This window comes from Mesorhizobium sp. NZP2077 (assembly GCF_013170805.1).
Lineage (GTDB): Bacteria > Pseudomonadota > Alphaproteobacteria > Rhizobiales > Rhizobiaceae > Mesorhizobium.
Genome location: NZ_CP051294.1, coordinates 268,874 through 289,774 on the forward strand (window position 1 = coordinate 268,874; position 20,901 = coordinate 289,774).

17 protein-coding genes and 4 pseudogenes are annotated in these 20,901 nt (G+C 59.6%); 7 read left to right on the plus strand and 14 right to left on the minus strand.

What is annotated here, in order from left to right:
* Window positions 1–139: 139 nt before the first annotated feature.
* Genes HGP13_RS37130 through HGP13_RS37150 form a run of 6 tightly spaced genes read right to left on the minus strand, consistent with a single transcriptional unit; the run spans window position 140 to window position 4,545 of the window.
* Window positions 140–1,696 carry an ISL3 family transposase gene (locus HGP13_RS37130; protein WP_172234322.1) on the minus strand — a complete coding sequence of 519 codons (1,557 nt, stop codon included), beginning with the start codon at window positions 1,694–1,696 and terminating at the stop codon, window positions 140–142.
* 38 nt (window positions 1,697–1,734) lie between these two features.
* On the minus strand, window positions 1,735–2,370 hold the full coding sequence (locus HGP13_RS37135) for a tyrosine-type recombinase/integrase (protein WP_172235167.1): 636 nt from the start codon (window positions 2,368–2,370) through the stop codon (window positions 1,735–1,737).
* Entirely contained in the window at window positions 2,363–2,704 is a 342-nt protein-coding gene (locus tag HGP13_RS38485) for a tyrosine-type recombinase/integrase (protein WP_246707512.1), read from the minus strand. The genes HGP13_RS37135 and HGP13_RS38485 overlap by 8 nt, the downstream gene beginning before the upstream one ends.
* Window positions 2,601–3,266 carry a tyrosine-type recombinase/integrase gene (locus HGP13_RS37140; RefSeq protein ID WP_246707513.1) on the minus strand — a complete coding sequence of 222 codons (666 nt, stop codon included), beginning with the start codon at window positions 3,264–3,266 and terminating at the stop codon, window positions 2,601–2,603. The genes HGP13_RS38485 and HGP13_RS37140 overlap by 104 nt, the downstream gene beginning before the upstream one ends.
* A 45-nt stretch (window positions 3,267–3,311) precedes the next feature.
* Complete coding sequence (locus tag HGP13_RS37145; RefSeq protein WP_172235168.1) at window positions 3,312–4,136, minus strand: tyrosine-type recombinase/integrase; 825 nt, start codon at window positions 4,134–4,136, stop codon at window positions 3,312–3,314.
* Window positions 4,090–4,545 (minus strand): hypothetical protein, encoded by a 456-nt coding sequence (locus tag HGP13_RS37150; RefSeq protein ID WP_172235169.1) that lies wholly within the window; start codon window positions 4,543–4,545, stop codon window positions 4,090–4,092. Before HGP13_RS37150 ends, HGP13_RS37145 begins: the two co-directional genes overlap by 47 nt.
* Before the next feature lie 313 nt (window positions 4,546–4,858).
* Between HGP13_RS37150 and HGP13_RS37155 the strand changes: the two are divergent.
* Both HGP13_RS37155 and HGP13_RS37160 read left to right on the plus strand, forming a co-directional pair.
* Window positions 4,859–5,745, plus strand: a pseudogene (locus HGP13_RS37155) (tyrosine-type recombinase/integrase).
* Between the two features lie 10 nt (window positions 5,746–5,755).
* Window positions 5,756–6,913: pseudogene (locus HGP13_RS37160) on the plus strand (IS91 family transposase); the annotation flags it as partial.
* 437 nt (window positions 6,914–7,350) lie between these two features.
* On the opposite strand, the pseudogene HGP13_RS37165 reads toward HGP13_RS37160, so the two are convergent.
* The 5 genes and pseudogenes from HGP13_RS37165 to HGP13_RS37185 form a co-directional block, all read right to left on the minus strand.
* Window positions 7,351–7,872: pseudogene (locus tag HGP13_RS37165) on the minus strand (IS66 family transposase zinc-finger binding domain-containing protein); the annotation flags it as partial.
* A gap of 109 nt (window positions 7,873–7,981) precedes the next feature.
* Window positions 7,982–8,338, minus strand: coding sequence for an IS66 family insertion sequence element accessory protein TnpB (tnpB, locus tag HGP13_RS37170; RefSeq protein ID WP_023772705.1), 357 nt, complete (start codon window positions 8,336–8,338; stop codon window positions 7,982–7,984).
* Window positions 8,335–8,781 (minus strand): transposase, encoded by a 447-nt coding sequence (locus HGP13_RS38715; protein ID WP_095205360.1) that lies wholly within the window; start codon window positions 8,779–8,781, stop codon window positions 8,335–8,337. Before HGP13_RS38715 ends, tnpB begins: the two co-directional genes overlap by 4 nt.
* Window positions 8,782–8,969: 188 nt before the next feature.
* Window positions 8,970–9,401, minus strand: a complete 432-nt coding sequence (locus HGP13_RS37180) for a hypothetical protein (RefSeq protein WP_172235170.1) — start codon at window positions 9,399–9,401, stop codon at window positions 8,970–8,972.
* A gap of 7 nt (window positions 9,402–9,408) precedes the next feature.
* Window positions 9,409–10,690 (minus strand): annotated as a pseudogene (locus HGP13_RS37185) (IS66 family transposase).
* 674 nt (window positions 10,691–11,364) lie between these two features.
* Here HGP13_RS37185 and HGP13_RS37190 point away from each other — a divergent pair.
* The 4 genes from HGP13_RS37190 (at window position 11,365) to HGP13_RS37205 (ending at window position 16,582) form a co-directional block, all read left to right on the plus strand.
* Window positions 11,365–12,480 carry a mandelate racemase/muconate lactonizing enzyme family protein gene (locus tag HGP13_RS37190; RefSeq protein WP_172235248.1) on the plus strand — a complete coding sequence of 372 codons (1,116 nt, stop codon included), beginning with the start codon at window positions 11,365–11,367 and terminating at the stop codon, window positions 12,478–12,480.
* Window positions 12,481–12,692: 212 nt separating this feature from the next.
* On the plus strand, window positions 12,693–13,223 hold the full coding sequence (locus HGP13_RS37195) for a LysR family transcriptional regulator (protein ID WP_172235171.1): 531 nt from the start codon (window positions 12,693–12,695) through the stop codon (window positions 13,221–13,223).
* Between the two features lie 654 nt (window positions 13,224–13,877).
* The gene (locus tag HGP13_RS37200; protein WP_246707514.1) at window positions 13,878–14,264 is read left to right on the plus strand and encodes a hypothetical protein; all 387 of its coding nucleotides are present in this window, start codon (window positions 13,878–13,880) and stop codon (window positions 14,262–14,264) included.
* A gap of 335 nt (window positions 14,265–14,599) precedes the next feature.
* On the plus strand, window positions 14,600–16,582 hold the full coding sequence (locus HGP13_RS37205; RefSeq protein ID WP_172235172.1) for an FAD-dependent oxidoreductase: 1,983 nt from the start codon (window positions 14,600–14,602) through the stop codon (window positions 16,580–16,582).
* Between the two features lie 455 nt (window positions 16,583–17,037).
* Here HGP13_RS37205 and HGP13_RS37210 read toward each other — a convergent pair whose 3' ends face one another.
* Entirely contained in the window at window positions 17,038–17,802 is a 765-nt protein-coding gene (locus HGP13_RS37210; protein ID WP_172235173.1) for an SDR family NAD(P)-dependent oxidoreductase, read from the minus strand.
* 232 nt (window positions 17,803–18,034) lie between these two features.
* Here HGP13_RS37210 and HGP13_RS37215 point away from each other — a divergent pair, with 232 nt between their 5' ends.
* Window positions 18,035–19,054 (plus strand): GlxA family transcriptional regulator, encoded by a 1,020-nt coding sequence (locus tag HGP13_RS37215; protein ID WP_172235174.1) that lies wholly within the window; start codon window positions 18,035–18,037, stop codon window positions 19,052–19,054.
* Here the strand turns inward: HGP13_RS37215 and HGP13_RS37220 are convergent.
* Together HGP13_RS37220 and HGP13_RS37225 are read right to left on the minus strand one after the other, a co-directional pair.
* On the minus strand, window positions 19,039–19,440 hold the full coding sequence (locus tag HGP13_RS37220; RefSeq protein WP_172235175.1) for a response regulator: 402 nt from the start codon (window positions 19,438–19,440) through the stop codon (window positions 19,039–19,041). The genes HGP13_RS37215 and HGP13_RS37220 overlap by 16 nt on opposite strands.
* 47 nt (window positions 19,441–19,487) lie before the next feature.
* Complete coding sequence (locus HGP13_RS37225) at window positions 19,488–20,732, minus strand: Xaa-Pro peptidase family protein (RefSeq protein ID WP_172235176.1); 1,245 nt, start codon at window positions 20,730–20,732, stop codon at window positions 19,488–19,490.
* Window positions 20,733–20,901 lie beyond the last annotated feature (169 nt).

A 20,901-nucleotide genomic window follows, 5' to 3' on the forward strand; every position in this document is an offset into this window, starting at 1 on the left:
GCATTGATTCCTTTTGTGAAACCAGTGCCAGCCGACGTCACAATGTCATCAAAACTGAGTCAGAGCCAATTTTGCACGCCGATTCCCCGGCTTATGGGGTCAATTTTGGGCTCTGACGCACTTTTGGTGGTGATGGAGCCTACCCAGCGCCGATGACGCGCGCCTGGAGTAGGTCGAGTTTTCCTCGGCCGTACATTTGGCGTTTCACGAGCTTGAGTTTGGTGATCTGCCCCTCGGTTTGGCCATTGGACCAGGGAGATGTGATCGCCGCGCTCACAGCCGCTCGGTCCTTGACGATGCCGTTGGCGAAGGGGGCAACAAGGCCCGATCGAGCTTGCTCCAGCCATGGCTCAAGATCGACGAGAGACTTCTTGCGGATCATGGCCTGGAAGGCGGCGATGATTCCTCGGGCATCGACCAGCTGGGGCACACCGCCCTCAATCGCGGCGACAAGGACGGTTTCGGACTTGGAGAGGTTGTCGCGACCGACGGTCATCAGCCGCGCTATGGTCCGCGCCGAGGGCGCCCGGCTCAAGGCGCCACCATCGACCTTTTCCGCCTTCCGACGGCGCGTAGCCCACTCGGTGACAACCCGAAGACTACCACGGAACCCTTGGCCTTTGAGCCGTCGCCATAGCTCGGCGCCGTTCCGCCGTCCGGCCGACCACTGGGCGTCGAGCCATGGCAGGTGCAGTTCGAGCGAGTTCTCGCGGACGCGGAAGATATCCGAGCGTTGACCGCGCATGACGCGACGGACAAGGCCGCGGCTGTACCCGGTCCGGCGAACGATCTCCTTGATCGTCACCCCGGTCTTGGCCAGGCCGAGAATGGCGGCGTTGGTGTCTTCCCGGCGAAGATATCCCTCATATTGGATCCGCTCGGCGGCAGTGAGCAGGTCGGGATTGATCGTGACTGCGCCGATCGCGGACCGAATCTGGCGCATGGATTTGCGCACGGCGTCGAGGAAGGCGCGGCTGGCGTTCTCCATCAAGTGCCAACGGTCGGCCACCTGGATCGCCTTCGGCAGAGCCTTGGCTGCAGCCATTGCGTAGCCACCGCCACGGTCGCGGGCGACGATGCCGATCTGAGGCTGGTCAGAGAGCCAGGCCTGAGCCGTCGCTGGTTCCCGGTCAGGCAGCAATGCGATGGTCTTGCGCCGCTCCAGATCGCAGATGAGGGTTCCATAGCGCTGGTTGCGTCGCCACGCCCAGTCGTCGATCCCGATCACGGCTGGCGGAACGAAGCGCGGGCTGCCGCGCCGCCGCACGACGCGCAGCAGGGTGTCGTTGCTCACTGGCAGCATCAGTCTCCGGGCGAAGCCCGCTGCCGGGCGCCCGCCCAGAACAAGCCCAAGATGATGAACGATATCGTCGAGGCGAGCGGTTCGCCGCGCCCATGGCGCCAGGACGCCCTCGTCAAAGCGCTCGGCGAAGATTCGCCGGCCGCACAGAACCGCGTCGCAGTGGAACCGGCGCACCAGGACGACCAGCCGAACAGGCTTTCCAGCCAACGGCAGATCCGCCAAGCGCCGCTGATACCGGCTGTGGATCCGCTCCGATCTCGTTCCGCAGCCCGGACAGGCACTCGCCATGCTCAAAGGTCGGATCGTGATGAGCGTCGCGTCGACCGCACTGGCGGCATCTTCAACAACAAAGCCGCGAGGGACGAGAGTCGATGGTCGGAGGGCCTGGCCCATGGCATTGATTCCTTTTGTGAAACCAGTGCCAGCCGACGTCACAATGTCATCAAAACTGAGTCAGAGCCAATTTTGCACGCCGATTCACAGATTTTGTTGCCTTTGCCGTGAAGAGTGACGAGCGCATGATTATCGCCGCGCCGACTGATCTGAAGATCGCCGACCTCTAATCTCGTGGCTTCCGAGACCCGCGCTCCCGTGTTGTAGAGGAAGAGCAACAGGGCATGCTCGGCCTGGCCGCGTAGGGTTTGGCGGTCGGGAACCGTTACAAGCGCTTCCATTTCGTCCCTGCTCATCCACGAGACCGGCTGCGGCGCGGCCTTCTTTGTCGTGATGGCACGGATCTGCGCGCACCAGGCAAGATGAGCTGGGTCACGGCTGGCGACAAAGCGCGCGAAGGATCGGATCGCCGTCAGACGTTGGTTTCGGGTCTGTACCGAGCAACTGCGGCTCTCCTCAAGATGAGCAAGGAACTGCAGTATGAGTGCCGGAGTAATATCTTCGACATTCAGACGATCCGCTGATTTGCGGATCTTTGTACTGATAAATGGCAGCAGCAGCGTGAAGCTGTCGCGATAGCTCATTTGCGTATTGCGGGCGAGACGGCGTTCAGTGAAGATGTAATCAGCCAGAAAGCGCCGAAGCCAAGGGCCGAGTGTACGAAGATCACGCATGGTGTCCTCCGTTGACGTAGCGGTCGAAGCAGGCCGATGCTTCGTGTAACAGTTCCGGTGTCATCGACAGGTAGACGCTTGTGCCGTCCAGGTCGGCGTGACCGAGATATGTCGAGAGTGCTGGTAGCAGCCGTTGCACATCTGCGCCGTCGCGATACCAGGACGTCAGCCGATGGACGGCTGCAGTATGCCTCAGGGCGTGGAGACACGGGGCGCGTCGGCCATCATCCTTATGGTCGATTCCGACATGCTTGAGTAGCCGTTTGAATGCATGATCGACATTGTGTTTCCTTACCTGCGTTCCGTCGCGGTTTGCGAGAAAGGCGGACGCCATTCCTTCTGGCAGGGGGGCGATCGGCACGGAGTTCGGCATAACGTCTAAGGGCACCGGCAAGTTGAGGCGCTACAGGAACGAGACGGCTCTTGTAGAATTTGGTGTTCCTCACCGTCAGGATGGCGTCCGCAAGCTCGACATCCTTCATGGTCAGATGGAGCGCTTCGCTGGTTCGCAGCCCCGCGCCATACAGGATCAAGAGCAACATATGGAAGGTCTCGGCGTCGAGCCGGATACTGCGCTTGCGGCTAATGCCAATGCTTCCAAACAGACGCTGCAGTTCCTCACGGGAGTAGATGTAAGAGGGCGCTGATTGCGGCTCCCGCGGCTCTTCGTCCGCCGGCGGCAACGGCGAGGCGACAGCATAACCGCGACTGATCGCATAACGGTAAAAAACCGGCGAGAGTGCCATATTTGTTCGCGCGGCAACGCGTGAGCGGACCGGTTCCAGCGAGAAAGCGGCGCGCATCGCTTTCGGTAACCGCATCGCAGCACGCGTGCTCGGGGAAGTTCTTGCAAAATTGGTACAATGTCCTTGCGCTGGTGATAAATCGCGCGCCATGGGCGCGCCGCCATACGACATAGTGGTCGACCGCTTCACGAAGAATCATAGGAGGCCTCCCAGATCGATCTCCGCAACCTCGCGAAGAACATTGAGATTGACCTTGGCGTAGATCGCGGTGGCCCTCGTGCTTCGATGACCGAGATAGTCTCCGACCGCCTTCATCGATAAACCTTGATCCAGGAGATGTTGGGCCGCGGCATGGCGTAACGCATGTGGGCCGCGGCGCTTGCCTGTGATTCCGAGATCATTGAGACGAGTAAAGACGATCCCCTTAATTACCCCGCGGGTAAGCGGCCTAATCGGGGCTTTCATCGTCAGGAACAGTGTCCGTTCAGGGTGCGCGGGTCGAACCTCGCGCAAGTAACGCAGGATCGCTTGCCCCACATCTGGTGACAGCGGATAGAGATGGGTGCGTCCGGGCTTGGGGCAGCGTACCCGCAACATCTCCTGCTGCCAGTCTAAGTCTCCCAGCTGCAGGCCGCTGACTTCTCCGGCACGCAGACCGTAGGTGATCAGCAGCATCAGGATAGCGCGGGCGCGTATCTCGTGGGGATGGTTTCCTTCTGTGGTAGCGAGTAGACGGGTGACCTCGTCCCGGTTCAATCCCTTCGGAATTGTCTCGCCCGGATAGCGCCGTGGCGGCATGATCCCGTCGGCCAATCCCGGTCTGCACCAAGCCTGCTGCTCGGCGAACCGGATGAACCTACGAAGTTGTTGAGCATAGAGATGGGCGGTTGAACGATTAAAACCGCGCGCATGATAACGCGCGATAAACTGATCGAAGTAGGATATCCCTGCCGACGATAGATCGACGCCTGTTTCATCCAGCCAAACGAAAAAAGCTGTCGACCGTTCGACAACAATCATCGATCGTCTTCTTCGCCCATCCGCGTTCGGAGGCCATGCGCGTGGCAAAGATAGCAACCTCGCGCGTATGGGAGTGGAACATAGCCCGCGGCTCAAACCAGCCCATAAAGCGCATCCACCGCTCAGCGTGCCCGAAGAAGCGCCGACCTGCGCGAGATCGTGACTTGCGTTCCGCGGGTGAGGACCACCGCCGGAGCGCGTTCTCGATCTTGGACAAGTTCGAACTGTCGTTGTCGTGCAAATCGAGAATGCGCACCAAATCCCACTGGTGGTATGCGATCTTCCGCAATGTCTCGATCTTAATGCCGAGACGCTCGCAATGCGAAAGATACTGAAGCCGCTCCTTCTGCAATGGGGCGGAACGATAGCGCGCGATCGTGCGCGGTTGTCCAAATAGAATTTCAAACATGATCCGAGTCTCCTTGTTGTTGGAGCCCTGATCATGCCACCGGCTTGGCTTCAGAAAATTATGTTGCGGAGATTACTTCAAATTGTCTGAAATCTGGGAGGAAATGGAGCCTCCGCAGCATAATCCTCTGCGCAACATCTTACCGTTTGGACTAACCCGCTCCGCCACGGCGGCGCGGCAAGGGGGGTGTACGCCGACGGCGCGGTCTTGATGGCGTCCTCTGTCGTGCCGGTCAGGCGTTCAATAGGAGCTCCAACTGCGCGAGCATGGGGTGGCTGCTTGCAGCCCATTCCATCGGACAAAGGAGCTTGTCATGACCCAACTTCGGCAACGCATGAGCGAGGACATGCAGGTGCGCAACTTCGCGCTCAACACCCAGCTCTCCTATCTGCAACAGGTGTCGCTGTTCGCCCGCCACTTCGGCAAGTCGCCGGACGTGCTCGGGCGCGAGGACATTCGGACCTATCAGGTCTATCTGACCAACGAGAAGAAGCTGGCGTCCGGTTCGATCCACACCGCCATCGCTGCGCTGCGCTTTCTCTACAGTGTGACGCTCGAAAGGGACTGGGCGCCTGAAGAGGTCCTCCCGTTTCCCAAGAAGCCGCAGAAGCTGCCGATCATCCTCAGCCCCGAGGAAGTTCAGCAATTCCTCGGCTGCGTCCTCAACGTCAAACACCACGCCATCCTGACCACCTGCTATGCCGCCGGCTTGCGCATCTCGGAGGCGGTTCAGCTGAAGACCACGGACATCGACAGCCAGAGAATGGTCATCCGCGTCGAGCAGGGCAAAGGCCAGAAGGACCGCTACGTGATGCTGTCGCCCAAGCTGCTGGAGATCCTGCGCAGCTATTGGAAGGTGTGCCGGCCAGAGGCGAGGCTCTTCCCCGGCGATCGCGCCGGCCAGCCGATCACCAGGGATGCGGTGGGACAAGCCTGCGCGAAAGCGCGCGACCTCTCCCGCTTGCCCAAACCGGTCACGCCGCACAGCCTGCGGCACGCCTTTGCCGTCCATCTATTGGAGGCCGGCGCCGACGTGCGCACCATTCAACTGCTGCTCGGTCACCGCAGCCTCGCGACCACCGCCCATTACCTGCGGATTGCCACCAACAAGGTCTGCGCCACGTCGAGCCCGTACGAGCTCTTACCGCGTCCGGCCCCCCCCCCACCCCGCCGCCGCCGGCCAAGCCTCAGTACTTCTGAGCTCAAGCCGATGGCCCGCTCGGGGCCGGAGGTGGCGGATATATTCCGCCGCTATGGCGAAGCCTATCGCGTGCAGCATGACGCGTCGCTCAGCACCGCGCAGCGTCGCGTCATGACGGCGATCGAACTCTGCCGCACCGCCGCGCTCGGCGGGCATATCGAGCAGTGCGATCAATGCGGCCACCAGCGCATCGCCTTCAACAGCTGCCGCGACAGACATTGTCCCCGCTGCCAATCGCTGGCCCGCGCGCAATGGCTGGAGGACCGTCGCGCCGAGCTTCTCGACACACAGTACTTCCACGTCGTCTTCACGCTGCCGGGTGACATTGCCGCCATCGCCTATCAGAACAAGGCGCTCGTCTACGGTCTGCTCTTCCGCGCCACCGCCGAGACACTGCGCACCATTGCCGCCGATCCCAAACACCTGGGTGCCGAGATCGGCTTCTTCGCCGTGCTGCACACCTGGGGCCAGAACTTGCTGCACCATCCCCACCTGCACTGCGTCGTCCCAGGCGGTGGCCTTTCTGCCGACGGCACGCGATGGATTGCCTGCAAACCCGGCTTCTTCCTGCCGGTCCGGGTGCTCTCACGCCTGTTCCGACGCTTGTTTCTGGAGCACCTGGAGAAAGCCTTCGCGGCCGGCCAGTTGAAGTTCTTCTCTAGCTTGCAGGCCTTGAGCGAGCGCGACGCCTTCCGGCGCTATCTGGCGCCCCTTCGAAAGGCCGAGTGGGTGATCTTCGCCAAGCCGCCCTTCGCCGGACCCGAACAGGTCCTCGACTACGTCGGCCGCTATACGCACCGCGTCGCCATTTCCAACAATCGCCTCGTCGCCATCGAGGATGGCACCGTTCGTTTCCGCTGGAAGGACTATCGGCACGGCAATCGGCAAAAGGTCATGACCGTCTCGGCCGACGAGTTCATGCGCCGCTTCCTGCTGCATGTCCTGCCCGACGGCTTCCATCGCATCCGCTATTACGGCTTCCTCGGCAATCGCCATCGCGCGCAAAAGCTCGCCCACTGCCGCGACCTGCTCGGCATGCCGGCTCCAGAGGCGTCGAACAGCTGCTCGGCGAAGGACTACCGCGACCGCTACGAGGACCTTACCGGGCATTCCCTCCGGCAATGCCCGGCCTGTCATCAGGGGCGGATGATCGTCATCGAAACGTTCGACGGCGTCACCGGACCCCCCCCCCGCCATACCGGGATACATCATGAAAGAAGCGCTCAGCTTTCGTCGTCACCGTATCGCCCGGGCCGTTCGGCCGCAAAACCGAGCCGGTCCCGCGAAGGTGCGCGCCGTCACCCCCGGGCAGCCTCTCCCGGCAGGGCGCGGCGCCGGTCCTCACCTTGCCGCAACCGATATCCGTGCCGCTTTCGGCGCACCGACCCCTGCAATCGCCGCGTCCACGACCGCATCCGCGCCCACGCCATGCCGGTTCATGGGCACGGCCTCAATTGAACGCCCATAGCGGCCACCTGTGCCCGCGGCTTAGTCCAACACGTTTTTAGCTCACCGTCGCGATCCACCACAGCGCGCTCTCGCCAGCCGCCTTTCTGCGCGACGCCAAGCTAAAAACGCTCTGCATTATGTTGATGTCAACATAAACGGTACAGGGGAAGATGGTCGGCGTACTTGGAGACCAGCACATGGGCGACGGTCGCCTCAGTCGGGATGCCGCCCTCGACAAGCCGTGGCGGAGCCGGTGCCTGCACCACGACCTCCTCGCAGCTCCGGCAGGCGTATTTCGGTCGGCGCGTGACGATGACGCGGAATTGGGCCGGCACGATGTCGAGGCGCTCGGAGCGATCCTCGCCCATGACATGCAGCATTCCCTTGCAGCACGGGCAGATCTTGTCGGGAATGTCGATGATCTGCTCGATACGCGGCAGATGCGCGGGCAGTGATCCACGGTTGGCGCGGCGCTTCCTGGCGCGAGCCTCGCGCTTGGCAGTATCGGCGGTGTCCTCCGCGGCGAAGCCTTCAGCCTCGATCTGCTCGGCCTCTTCCAGGCCCAGCAGCAGCTGGTCGACCGGCAGGCTCTCTGCCCTGCGGCCGAAGCGGTGGCGCTGCAGTTCCTTGATGATCTGGCGCAGCCGCTCGTTCTCGGCGCGCTCCGCCGCGAGCATCGCCTGAAGCGCGATCGGATCGTTGGTCTGAGGCTCGGCCGGGTTGCTCACAAGGCCGATTCAATCATGCATTCCAATGCTTTGCCAGCGCCTCTAGCCTCCCATGGAATCAACTTGCCGCGACCGGCGCGCGCGTCTCGCGGGCGTCATGCACGCGCCGCCAATCCAACCCTTCCAGGAGCGCCTGCAATTGCGCCGCCGACAACCTCACCACGCCATCGGTGATGGCAGGCCAGCAGAACTTCCCGTCCTCCAGACGCTTCGCCAGCAGGCACACGCCGGTGCCGTCGAAGTACACCAGCTTGACCCGGTCGGCGCGCTTGGCCCTGAAGACGTAGACCGCGCCAGAGAACGGATCGGCGCCCATCGTCTCGCGCACCAGCGCCGCCAGGCCTTCGGCCCCCTTGCGGAAGTCCACCGGCTTCGTCGCGACCATCACCTTGACCACACCCGTCGGCCCGATCACGACGGCGCCTTCAGCGCACGGATCACCGCCGCCACCGTCCTGGCGTCGGCGCCACGACCGACCCGCATGGCGACGCCGTCAATCTCCAGCTCTATCACGCCGGTTTCTCGCGCGGCCTTCCGCTGCCGTGTCGATCTCGCGCGCTTCCCCGCCGGTTCGGGCTCCTGTGCCGCGACCACCGCTGGAACAAACAACGGCTCCGGTGCCGGCGCATTCGCCAACGGCACCCGCGCGGACCGGCGCCAGGCGAACAGCTGCTGCGGGGACAATGCATGTCGCCGAGCCACCGCGCTCACCGTCTCGCCAGCATCGTAGCTTTCCGCCACGATCCGCGCTTTCTCCTCCGGCAACCATTCGCGCCGCCGTCCAGAACCCGTGAATATCTCAAGCCGTCGAACCGGCTCCTCGTCCCTGGACTTAAGCGTAAGCTCTGAAATCGTCATGTGTCGAAGCCCTCAAAGGCTCCGAGCATCGTCGCTCACGACAACGCGCGAAAGGTGCCAACGGGACAGCGCTTACTGCGATGGCGGCGGGTGGTATTGTGAAAGGCATGGCAGCGACAAACCGATTATTGACCTGGCCGCTGTAATTGCCCACCCCCGTCACCCGCTCAATGCGGCACAATGCCTTGTCACTCGTCTTCGATGTCCGGGTACTGCGGGGGAGCCTTGCCGATCTTGCTGAGGATTTGCGGGTAGCTTGTATTGGGCCGCGGCTGCGCTGTTCCAATAACTTCAACGCGGAAGCGCCATTCGTCACCGTAGTCGTACAGGAAGGTCATGGCCGATCCCACCTTCTGGAAGGCCGTGATGACGCGTGTGCGCTTTACGCTGCGAGAGCCGCTCCCCTCCATGTCGGCGAAAAGTTCGAACCGCCGGGGCGAGTCAAACAGCTTTCCCGTCAACTTTGAATAGAAGCCATAGGCATGGTCCATGTCGAAGTCATATGCCGCTACGATGGCTTCGGCCAGATCCGCTAGCGTGCTCGAACTCGACACCTCGATGTCCCGATAAAGTCGTGCCCGAAGAGAGACCCGGAAGATCAAGGTGACCGGTTCACTCATCACGATATCAGCCGCTGACGGTTTGAAGGATGATTTTGAAGACGTTCGCGCCCGGATGAGACGCGCGGTATCGACGACGGTTCGAATGTCGGCTTCGCCCTGTGCGGCCCACATGGCGCGATAGCCGTTGGTGACCTTTCGCTGAACGACGGCGGGTCTGAGCGCCCGTTCACATCCGTTGTTGGTCGCCTCGACCAGACCCGGCCAATCGACGAAGGTCAAAAGCTGATCGCGAGCCCGCCCGAACTTGTTCTGGATGTCGCGGGCCAGGTCGCACGATGTCGGTGCGGCCAGGATGTCGTCCAGACTTCGCTCCAGGGCGCGGCGCTTGGCGGCGATGGTCGAGGCGGCGAATGTTTCGAGGCCGTCGGCCAGGGTGAAGGCCCGTCGCAGCCACAGCTTGAGCCGCGCGGCAGCATGTCCTGGCCCGCCTCGTCGGCATAGGCGACGTCGCGGGCGAGATGCGCCAGGCAGGTCTGGGGCGCACTCGCGTGGCCCTGTTGTGCGGCATAGCGATCGGAACACCACACGTCGGGTCGATGCCCGTCCATCAGGGTCCGCACCACGATGGCGCCGCGTGTCGGAGCGGCCTGATGAACGACCGCCTCCGGGCAGCGGAACACCCAGTGGTATGAATTGCTCCCCTCGATCCGCACCCCGGTCTCGTCGCAGGCGACGACCCTGGTGCGACGCAACGCCATGATCGCGTTGTCGCGCTCGGCCATGAAGGCGCCCTGGGCCCGACGCAGCATGTTCATCAGGCCGCCCTGGCTGACGGCAAGACCGAAAAGGTCCGCGAACGCGCCCTGCAGCCGCTCGTAGGACAGCGCCTGGAAGGTCTTGAGATAGGTCGCCACCGCATGCGCTCGCGGCCCGAATGGCGTCCCCTTCGCCGCGTCCGGCACGGCCGCGACGACCAGCGTGCCGCAGGAAGGGCAACGAACCGCCAGACGCCGATGGCGCTCGATCAAGGGCCTGATCGCGGGAAGATCGATCTTGTCGTGCGCGCTGACGGTTTCGGCGGGAAGATCGTTAGAAAGGCTGGCCCGGCAGCAAGGGCATTGGTCGGGATGATGCTCGACGAGGCGATCGAAATCCTCGCTCAGGGCGCGGCTGTGCCCCTTATGTCCCGGCTTGGCGCCGCCTGGCTTCGCCTTGTCCCGACGCTCCTTGCGATCGCCCGACGGAGGCTTCGATGACGTGCGCGACGTCTTGTCCGGTCGCTGCATCCGCAGCACCAGATCGATCAGTTCCTCCTTCGTCAGCCGCTCCAAATCACTGCGATCCATATCCACATGGATTCAGGGTTTCGCACGCCTGACAAGGTGGTGGGTAATTGGCCGCTCGCCTACGCCAGTTCGATTTGCGTTGTTCTCATAACAATTTGGCGTGCGCCACATGAGTTTTTGTCTGGTTGTCTTGCCCTACACCGGCGGCTAGCGTGCCCCTGTCCTGCCAGCACCAGCAAAGTGGGCAAAATGGCAGCGTCTGGTATATTCCTCACTCCAGTAACCTTGCGCAACCGGCGGAACAATCACCGAGTTCAATGGCACGCCTGGATTGCCGAAGCGAAGACAGCCGCCAAGTAACGCTTTGCAGACCGGCTCGCCCGGGCTGCTACGTTATTGCTTGGCCTTGTTGAATGAATGTCGCTCATTGGCGCAAAGAAGGCGAGTGCTCATATGGCGAAGATGGCAGATCGGCTTGAATTAAATTCGGTGAGAACAGAAATTCTGGCGATCATCAAGGCTTTTATCGTGTGCGTTGCCCTCTTCCTTGCCGTGCTTACATTCAAATTTGGAATGGTCTTGTAACTTTCGGTTGGCTTAAACGGCGGGCTGCATCGCTAAGTCTTCCGTCCCGGGCCGCATCGGGTCGTTCAGGCTAAGCCTCAGCGTCAGCTGGTGAGTGCCGGTTAGCGTTGAACCCATCCGAAGGTCAATCTGAGAAAAAGGAAGATACCGTGTCCGACTGCGCCATCAAGAGTATTGATGTTTTCAAGGTGGATCTTCGTTATGAGGGCGGGATTTATCAATTGTCCGGTGGGCGAGAGTACAGCCTCTTCGATGCCACGATCGTTAGAGTCACGACGAAGGATGGCCTCGAGGGTTGGGGGGAAAGCACCCCCTGGGGCTCCAATTATGTCGCGTCCCATGCTCTAGGCGTTCGATCAGGTATCGCAGAAATGGCGCCGCAGTTGATTGGTCTAGACCCCAGACGAGTGGACCGGACCTATGACGCCATGGATGCAGCGCTGTTGGGCCACGAGCATGCCAAGACAGCAATCGACGTCGCCTGCTGGGATATTTTTGGTAAATCGGTGGGTTTGCCCGTGTGCGAACTATTGGGGGGACGCACTAACGTCAAGATGCCGGTTATTTCGTCGATCCATATGGATGATCCGGAACATATGCGCCGGAGCGTCGCTGAGCATCGCGCGATGGGATATCGAGGACACTCAGTCAAGGTTGGCGGGGAGCCTGCGGAGGACGCCGCAAGAATTGCAGCTGCGCTGGCAGATCAGAAGCCGGGAGAATTCTTTATCGTCGACGCAAACGGGGGGCTGACTGTCGAGACTGCTTTGCGTATGCTTCGGCTTCTTCCGCAGGGCCTAGACTTTGTTCTGGAGGCGCCGTGCGCAACGTGGCGGGAATGCATTTCCCTGCGCAGAAGGACCAATATTCCGATCTTCTTCGACGAACTGGCTACCAGTGATGCTTCAATCGTTCAGCTGATAGCTGATGATGCGACGGACGGAATAGGCTTGAAAATTTCCAAGAATGGCGGGCTTACGAAGGGGCGCCGCCACCGCGATATCTGTATTGCGGCCGGCTACACGATGAGCGTCCAAGAGACCGCAGGCTCTGATATTGCCTTCGCCGCCATCGTACATATGGGCCAGACCGTGCCGGAGAGATACCTTCGCTGTGTGCTTGAAAGTCGCGGTGTCTTATCCGGAAAAACTGCTGACGGCCCTTACGACGTCATTGACGGGCGTATTGTCGCGCCGAATCTGCCGGGCCTGGGCATCACGCCTCGCCTCGACTTCTTGGGGGATCCTGTTGCGAGTTACTCTTAGGCAGATATGGTTCTTTGAAACTCCTAAGGCTTCTAGAATAAGTTGGTTGGCACTCCCGATGGCTTGAAATCCAGCCATGTGTTTTCGCGCAGAAAACCATTCGATTTCCCCATCCTGTCGGAGCTCTCACCACAACGTTTTGCGTTGGCATTTGTTGGCCATCGGAGGATGCCATAGAACGATAGACTTCAGACAGTTGCGGTGTGACAGGGATGCGATCCAAAACGCTGTACCAGAACATCCAGAGGTTACTGCCGACCTTCGAGGCAGCTGCCCGTTGGGGAAACTTTACTTTGGCTGGCGAGGAAGTGGGTCTGTCGCAAAGCTCGGTTAGCAAACAGAATAGTCAGCTCGAAGGCCGGCTTGGGCAGCCGCTCTTCGCTAAGGCGCATAAGAAAATTGCGCTGACGCCGGCTGGCGATCGGCTCTTAAGGGCCTACTCCGTGGCTGCCTCTCAAATCATTGATGCTCTTGAGGATTTAATCCAGGAGCGATCCCGACAGCAAATCGTCCTCTCGACATCATCGGCCAACGCGACCTTCATGCTGCTGCCACGGGTCGCCGAGGTCACGCACTTAAAGCGAGTTATGATCAACGGTTATCGGGTGCCCCAGAAATACTCATTTGAAGACGGTAGCCTTGCCGGGTTATCTCGTCTTTCCCGGCCATTGTATGGCCCGGGTTGGGCGCCTGCGAGAACCGCTTCCACTGTTGGAGATGACCTTTGTCGCATACCGTCTTGATGTCGCTCAATCAAGGCAGTGCGCAGCAGTGAGGAGCTACTAGTGCGCGGCGCGTACCGACCGCAGGTCGGCCAAGGTCCCAAGGACCGCCGTCAGCTTTCCAACTTGCCAGCCTCTTCCCAACGGGAGCTGTTCCAGCGATCCAAAGGCCGCTGTGAGAATTGCGGCCGCCCGCACGGCAAGACCGTCGCGCACCTTGGAGACGGCCGTTGGTGGGACGTTGAAGCTACGATGTGGAGGTCAGGCTTGGGAAAAGCCCTGCGGGACCTTCCCCCGCTCCTGAACTACCAGGAAACAATTCAGTACATCAGAGTGTTTCTCGCTGCCGTTCACCTCGACCGTGACTCGTTGGCGCCGAATAGGCGCGTCTATTGCCAACGCTGCGCGATGCTGCATCATCAGCAGGAGAACCTCCGTAAGCGCTGTTCTGATGGCACCTTTCGCGCCTGGAAATAGAGCCGCGTACAGAGGTTTCTCGCACCCCCGCCATTCACTCACTACTCGCGAAGGCCTCCGCGCGCGTTCTTGGCCCCGCCACGGCTCGAATAGATTACGGTTGCGAGGTTTCTCCCTACCCCGGATTGGGCGCCTCGCTTGTCGCGGACGGGGCGGAACATGTATCGTTTGGCCGAGAGTTGGAGGGGGACATTCCGCATGTACAACGGCTGGGCGCTTTTTGCTGCCTTGATCTACAGCTTTGCGGTGTTGCCGACATGGCTTGAGAAATTGCGCGCGATCGGGTCACCAGCTGCCCCACGCATCGCTGCTTCCGGCGTGGGCGTCATAAGTTCTGCTTACCTAATTCTCTGCGGCGCGATCTTGCTGACGGACTGGACAAATCCTTTCGAGGGGAAAGGGGGCGCCTTGGGCTCAGCGGTCCACAATGCAAAGGGCTGGCTAATAGTGGGGGCAATTGTTGTCTGGCCATATCTCCTGACCCTGGTGGGATTGGTGATTGGCTTGATCGCCGTTCGCGAACTGCGGGGGGGCGACACGGCGATCAAACTGAGCCTCGATCAGACGCCTTTCGCCTGGGCGTAAGGCGACGGCTTTGGGGGCGTTTCGGCCAGGTGTCGAGTAAATTCCTTTTCGAGCGCAGCCACCGCAACGTACCTTGGTTGCGTCGCCGCCTCGCCCGCCGCCGAGACGCGGCCTTTTATTTGCGATCGCTCTCAGGCCGGTATGAACCGGCCTTCGCCGTGCGAGCGTCGCTTGGACCCAACGCTCGACCCTGTCCAATGCCGCAATGGAACTTGACGCCGTCTCGTCAGCCCCGCGCATAACCCTCAGTCGTGCACGACATAACTTTTTGTCCCGTTGTTTTGCCCCTCTTCGCGCGTTAGCGTGCCCTTCCTGCCGACAGCAGAGTAGGCGCAATGGCAGCTTCACTAAAGTTCCTCTCGCCCATCGAACTGCGCACCAAGGCACTGCGCAACCGCGTCGTTTTTGGTGCCCATACTGCAAACATGGCCGAGAACGGTTTGTCCGGGGCCCGCCATATAGCCTATTACGAGGAGCGGGCGCGGGGCGGCGCAGCTATGATCGTCGTCGAACCTATGCCCGTGCATGCGGCAACGGTCTTAACCAGAGGCAATTTTCGGCCTAGCGACGATTTGGTAATACCCGCGTTTACGCAGGTGACCGATGCGATCAAGCGTCATGGCGCGCTGGCAATCCAGCAAATTTACCACGTTGGCAGCCACGGCGACTCGGATCTTTCTTACCACGCCCATTGGTCTCCATCCGGTTCCCCAAGCTATCATGACAGTGACGGTTCACACGTCATGTCCGCAGCCGAGATCGAAGAAACGATCGATGGATTCGTGAACGCGGCACGCCGATGCCATGAGGCTGGCTTCAACGGGGTGGAAGTTTGGGCTGCCTATCACAGCTTGCTCGACCAGTTCTGGACACCATGGTCCAATCGCCGCGACGATCAATGGGGCGGCTCGCTCGGAAATAGGACGCGGCTGTCGCGAACGATCCTTCAGCGCATCCGGGAGGTTTGTGGGCCGGAGTTCATAGTCGGACTCGCCATCTCTGACGAACAGGATTCCGGTGGTGTTTTGGCTCGCCCGGACTTGGTCGACATCATTGCTGTACATGATGAAGCTCGTTTGATCGATTATGTCACCTGTGGCACCGGCAGCTACTTCGACTTCTATAAGATTATGCCCACCTTTCTGTATCCCGAAAAGTTGGGGGTCGATCTAGCAGAAACCGTCAAGAAACGTGTCACGCACGCGCTGGTGATTGCGGAAAGCCATATCCGCACTCCGGAGAACGCCGAAGCCGTCATAGCGTCCGGGTCAGCGGACCTTGTGTCCATCGTGCGAGGCCAGATCGCCGATCCTCATCTTGTCAACAAAGCTGCCGCAGGCAGGCCCGAAGATGTGAGGGGGTGCCTTTCCTGTAATCAGATGTGCTGGGGCCGACGCTCACGCGATTACTGGATAAGTTGTCTTGTGAACCCGTCCGCCGGTCGAGAATTTGAGTGGGGTGGTGACCGCTTCGATAAGGCCTCTCGGCCTAACCGAGTCCTGGTTGTTGGTGGCGGCCCAGCAGGCCTCGAGGCCGCGCGTGTGGCAGCCGAACGTGGCCACACTGTTACGCTTGCCGAGGCTTCTAGCGTGCTTGGCGGGAATTTCCGCCTTGCAGGCCTGCAGCCGCGAAGGGCGCAGATCTTGGAATTGCTCGAGTGGTACGAAAGGCAGCTGCAAAGGCTGAACGTTGAAGTTCGACTGAACACCTACGTGGAAGCCGCCGAAGTGGTCGCTGAAGCAGCCGACCATGTGATCATTGCCACGGGCTCACTTCCACGAGAAACGGGTTTTCAAAAGGCGTTGCCCCAATGGGACATCATGCCAGGGTGGGAGCGTGGCAACACGTATTCTGTCGAAGCGATCATGGCTCGGCAGGCGCGGCCTGGTAAACGTGTTCTTCTACTCGATGAAAGCGGCGGCTGGCGAGGTTGCGGCACAGCTTGGAAACTCGCTGACGATGGCCATGAGGTGACGCTCGTAACGCCGGATCCCATGGTCGGCCGCGAATTGCAGCGAATGGCCGCAGATGCGCCCCTCCGAAAGGTGCTCGCCAAGCTTGGCGTTCACTTTGTTTTGGAAAGCAGCATACTCGAGTGGCACGGAGACGGCGCGACAGTTCTGTCGCACCTTGACGGCAGGCGTAGCTTTATCGAGGCCGATACGATCGTTACGGCAACTACAAACGTGGCTGCGAATTCGTTGGCGCAGGAACTGCTAGCGTTAGCGGTCCCATTTCACGAAATTGGGGACGGGGTGGCGCCGCGGCAGGCCCCCTATGCAATATTCGAGGGTCGCAAGATCGGGCTCGCGCTTTAATGGGACGGCTGCGCAACGTATACGACTTCTTCTACATGGTTTTTTTCGCCGAAATCGAATCTCCTGCAACAGAATCATTTCACGTTCAGATCGGCGGCGGCGTTATATGGTTTGATGATTGGTTACCCCCGGTAACACTGCAACTGGAAGCGCGGACTGAGGCCGATAATAGTGAGCCGTTCGCTTCCGCAGTCATTTAAACGCACCAGATACTGCCGAGGATGCGCCATTAAATCGATGCCCGGACCTAGCGTCGGCAAGTGCAGTACGACCGCAAGGTGGAAGGAGCGATGCGCGAAATCGATTAAACCGAAATCTATGATGGATGGAAATGCAAAGCAGTTCCGGATGGCCAGTTCGATGGCAGTCATCAGCCAAAGTTGGCTGTGTTCGACCGCCCACCCTACGCGCCCGCATTCATTGCCGTTTGCAGGAGTTGGGGCACCGCCAAAAGCTCAATAGACGGCCTTGGCGCCGGCAACTTCGAGGGTGGTTCCGGCAATGAAGCGGGCTGCATCTGAGCTCAGAAAATACACCGCATCAGCAATATCGTCGGGTGCTCCTAGCCGGCCAAGAGGATTGGACTTGCTGAGCTCGGCCACAGCCGTGTCCGGGTCGAACCCACGATGTACAAACCCAGAGCGTAGCATGGGCGTATCAATCTCGCCGGGACATATAGCATTGACCCTTATTCCATCCCCGGCATGGTCGCGGCCAAGACACTTTGAGAACGTCGCGACAGCCGCTTTGCTGGTGCAATATGCTGCGTGACTGGGTCCAGGATGGATGCCCCAGGTGGACGAGATATTCACGATCGATCCACCGCCGTTTTCCTTCATGTAAGAAATCGCACGTCGGCAGGTGTAAAAAACTGCTTTTAAATTGATATCAAACGTTCTCTCCCAATCCTCGTCGGTCGTTTCCAAAACGGTACCTCTTGTGATGATCCCCGCGTTGTTGACGAGCGCGTCCAGACGGCCGGTCAGGCCGACGGCGGTATCGATCAGGCCCTCGCAGTACGCCTTGCTGCGTAGGTCCCCGGCTTTAGCCAATGCATTTTGACCCGACCGGTTCAGTTCAAGGGTTGTCTCATTCAGTCGGTCCGAATTGGTGTCGCTGGCGACGACGAAATATCCGTGTGCGGCGAAACGTTTGCAGATGGCTTCACCCATTCCGCCAGCGGCACCGGTAACAACGACGGTTTTGGTTTCAAGAGTCATCTAAAGCACCATCTCCGGAATTGCAGCTCGAACGTCATAAGCTAGACCACAATTTGGTTCCGTCGCGCTTGGAAGCGACGTCGATTGGGCGGACCTGTCGTTCTTGTATGGCCCGCAAGATCGACATTCCCTTATTCTGGCCCAAGCGGTCGTCGTGGCAGCTAGTGACCAGCGCGTGCACTCACTACTTCAATACGTGGCAGGGCAATTAGCCTATAATCGAAGGCGGGTGATGGGACCAGAGCTGCGCAAAGTGCCAAAGGTCAAGCTATCGGTCGGCATCATTGTCACTCCCCGTTTCACGTTGAGTGCCCTAGGAAATTTCGTCGATGTGCTGAGGCTGTCGAGCGACGAGGGTGACCGAAGCGAACGGAGAAACTGTGATTGGAGAATGGTGTCAGACACCATGAGCCCGGTTCGCTCGAGCTGCGGTCTCAACGTTCAGCCTGATCAACGATTAGGCGACCCGAGGCGGTTTGACTATATTGCAGTTGTTGGAGGGCTTATCGAGCGATCTGCAGAAGTAGGTCCAGCCTACCAAGGGTTCCTGCGCGAAGCCGCCCAAAGGGCAGTGCCGCTTATTGGAATTTGTACGGGGTCGTTCCTGCTTTACAAACTCGGCCTGTTGGACGGCTACAGGTGTTGCGTTAGCTGGTTCCACCACAACGATTTCCTTGAAAATTGCGGAGGACCAGAGCCCGTCTCGAACCGGATGTTCGTTGTGGATCGTGACCGCTTGACATGCCCGGGGGGTAATAGTTCCGCGTATCTAGCGGCTTGGCTCGTTGAGCGCCACGTAAGTGAGACAGCAGCAAAAAAAAGCCTGCGTATGTTGAACATACCGGACCTGAAGGGCCCTGAGGAAGTTCAGCCAGGCGTTCCGCTGAAGATGGCGACGAATGAGCCTACGACCCGGAAGGCCCTGTTGTTTATGCACCAGAATCTTGATGCCGCCCTAACAATCGATCGTGTATCCAGACACGTTGGTCTCAGCAGGCGGCAGCTCGAACGTAAATTTATCGACGATTTGGGAATGACGCCCAGTAAAGCGCTTCGCCAGATGCGCTTGGACCAGGCCGAAGCTCTGCTCCTAACGACCGGCAAAAGCTTGGCAAATATAGCATTGGAATCCGGTTTTTCAGACGACTCTCATCTCGTCCGGTTGTTCAGGCACTATCGGGGGGTGACGCCCAACACCTTTCGCAGTGCCGCGATATCCAATCCCACACAAGAAATCTATGCGGGCAGCTGAGAGATCATTAATTGGACCAATGAGGCAGGCACAACCGGTTCTTCGAGCCGGCTGATAGAATCGAACTTGGCGGGTATGTCCGACGTATTATGCCCGACCAGAAATATGAAAGGGATCTTGCGACGTGCCAAGTGTTCTGCCGCCACAAAGGTCGCCTCGCCCTGTAGATTGACACCTAGGATGGCTCCGTTGATCGGAGCCGACGACATGATGATATCAAGTGTGTCTTCAATCGTGCTGACCGGGTAAATGACGTCCGCACCAACTTGTACAAACGACTCTCTAAGCGCGAAAGCGACTGCGAAATCGTCCAATGCAATCAGGATGCTGCAGTCTTTGAGGGTCCTAAGGTTCAAAGCTTTTCTCCGACCAATGCCGTTGCTCACCGCTGTTGGTGCCTCGAGGTCGATGACACGGGTCGCTGCCTGCCGAACTAGCCTAACAGTCGCTCTTCAAACGGATAGTTAGAGAGCAGTTCATAGCCATCGGAGGTTACGAGCAACTGCTCTTCCAACTTGACACCATCTCTTTCGCCAACCGCACCGATGTAGCTCTCAACACAGATGACCATGCCAGCCTCAAGGGTCGCGTCATAAGCCACGGGCCCCCGAAACGACGGCTTGACCTGGGGATATTCGTCGCACATGCCAACGCCGTGGATCAATGCGGGGTACGCCTGTTGCCGGAATTCCTCTGGGACCGGCCAAGCTGAAGCTTGAAGATCCTTCATGCTCAGGCCAGCGCGTATCAGCTTCATGTTCGTTTGCAACTCGTCGTAAGCGAACTGGTAAAGCTGCTTCTGCCGCGCGCTTGGCGCCTCTTTCCCGTAGTAGAATGTCCGAGAGACATCGCAGAAATATCCGAATGGCCCAACCATATCGGTATCAAAACCAACCAGATCACCCGGCTCGATCACACGCTGAGTGGCTTCTTGCAACCATGGATTAATCCGCGGACCTGACGCAAGCATCCGCCCCTCATGCCAGCCTCCCTGATTGGCAAGATTGGTATAATTGAGCAGCCCCCACAGTTGCAATTCCGTGACCCCCGGGCCCATGCTTGCCTCCATGTGGGCAATGCCGTGTTCCGCCACGGCGCAAGCCCAGCGAATACAAGCGATCTCGTCGTCAGATTTGATGACTCGAGCGCCCTCCACGATGCTAACCGCATCGACAACCTCAAGACCGCGATCCATCAAAGCCTGCGTAATGCTGGGATTGACGTACTCGACCGCTACCTTCCGGTTGGTGGTACCGATCTCGCTGAGGAATGAGACAACATCATCCGCGAAGAGCTTTGCGGTTTCCGGCAGCTCATTACCGCCTTCAAAAAAAGAGATCGGCCTTCCTGGTCTGACGCTGTCGGCCGAGGAAGCGAGAGTAAATGCCTGATGAAGGGTAATTGGGCCATCGAGCGGCAAAAAGAGATAGGTGACAGGAATATGAGACTGGAACAGGGGGAAGGTGTTGTAGTCGACCGTATACCGGATAGTGATCGGACTTACTAGGATGCAAAGTGCAACATCTGCCTCACGCATAGCTGACCGGAGCCGCTCCTTCCGATAGCCGTCGAGACGTTTAAAGTCGATGGCCGGCATGGGGCGAAATTTGCGCAAATCGCTCCAATTATCGCTAAGGACGAGGCCGTCAGGACCTGGCGTAATCAACTTATTATCCATCGCGGACCCCCCTTCTGTGTCAACAGCGTGCCATGCGGCAAGCTTGGCACCCTTCAACATATGCGGCGACCTTAGGAGCCGGCTGTACCTACTTCAAATGAGTATTAATGGTGAGCCGGATAACCAGGAGTCATAGCTGGACTGGATTTGCCCCCTTATCGACGCCTGG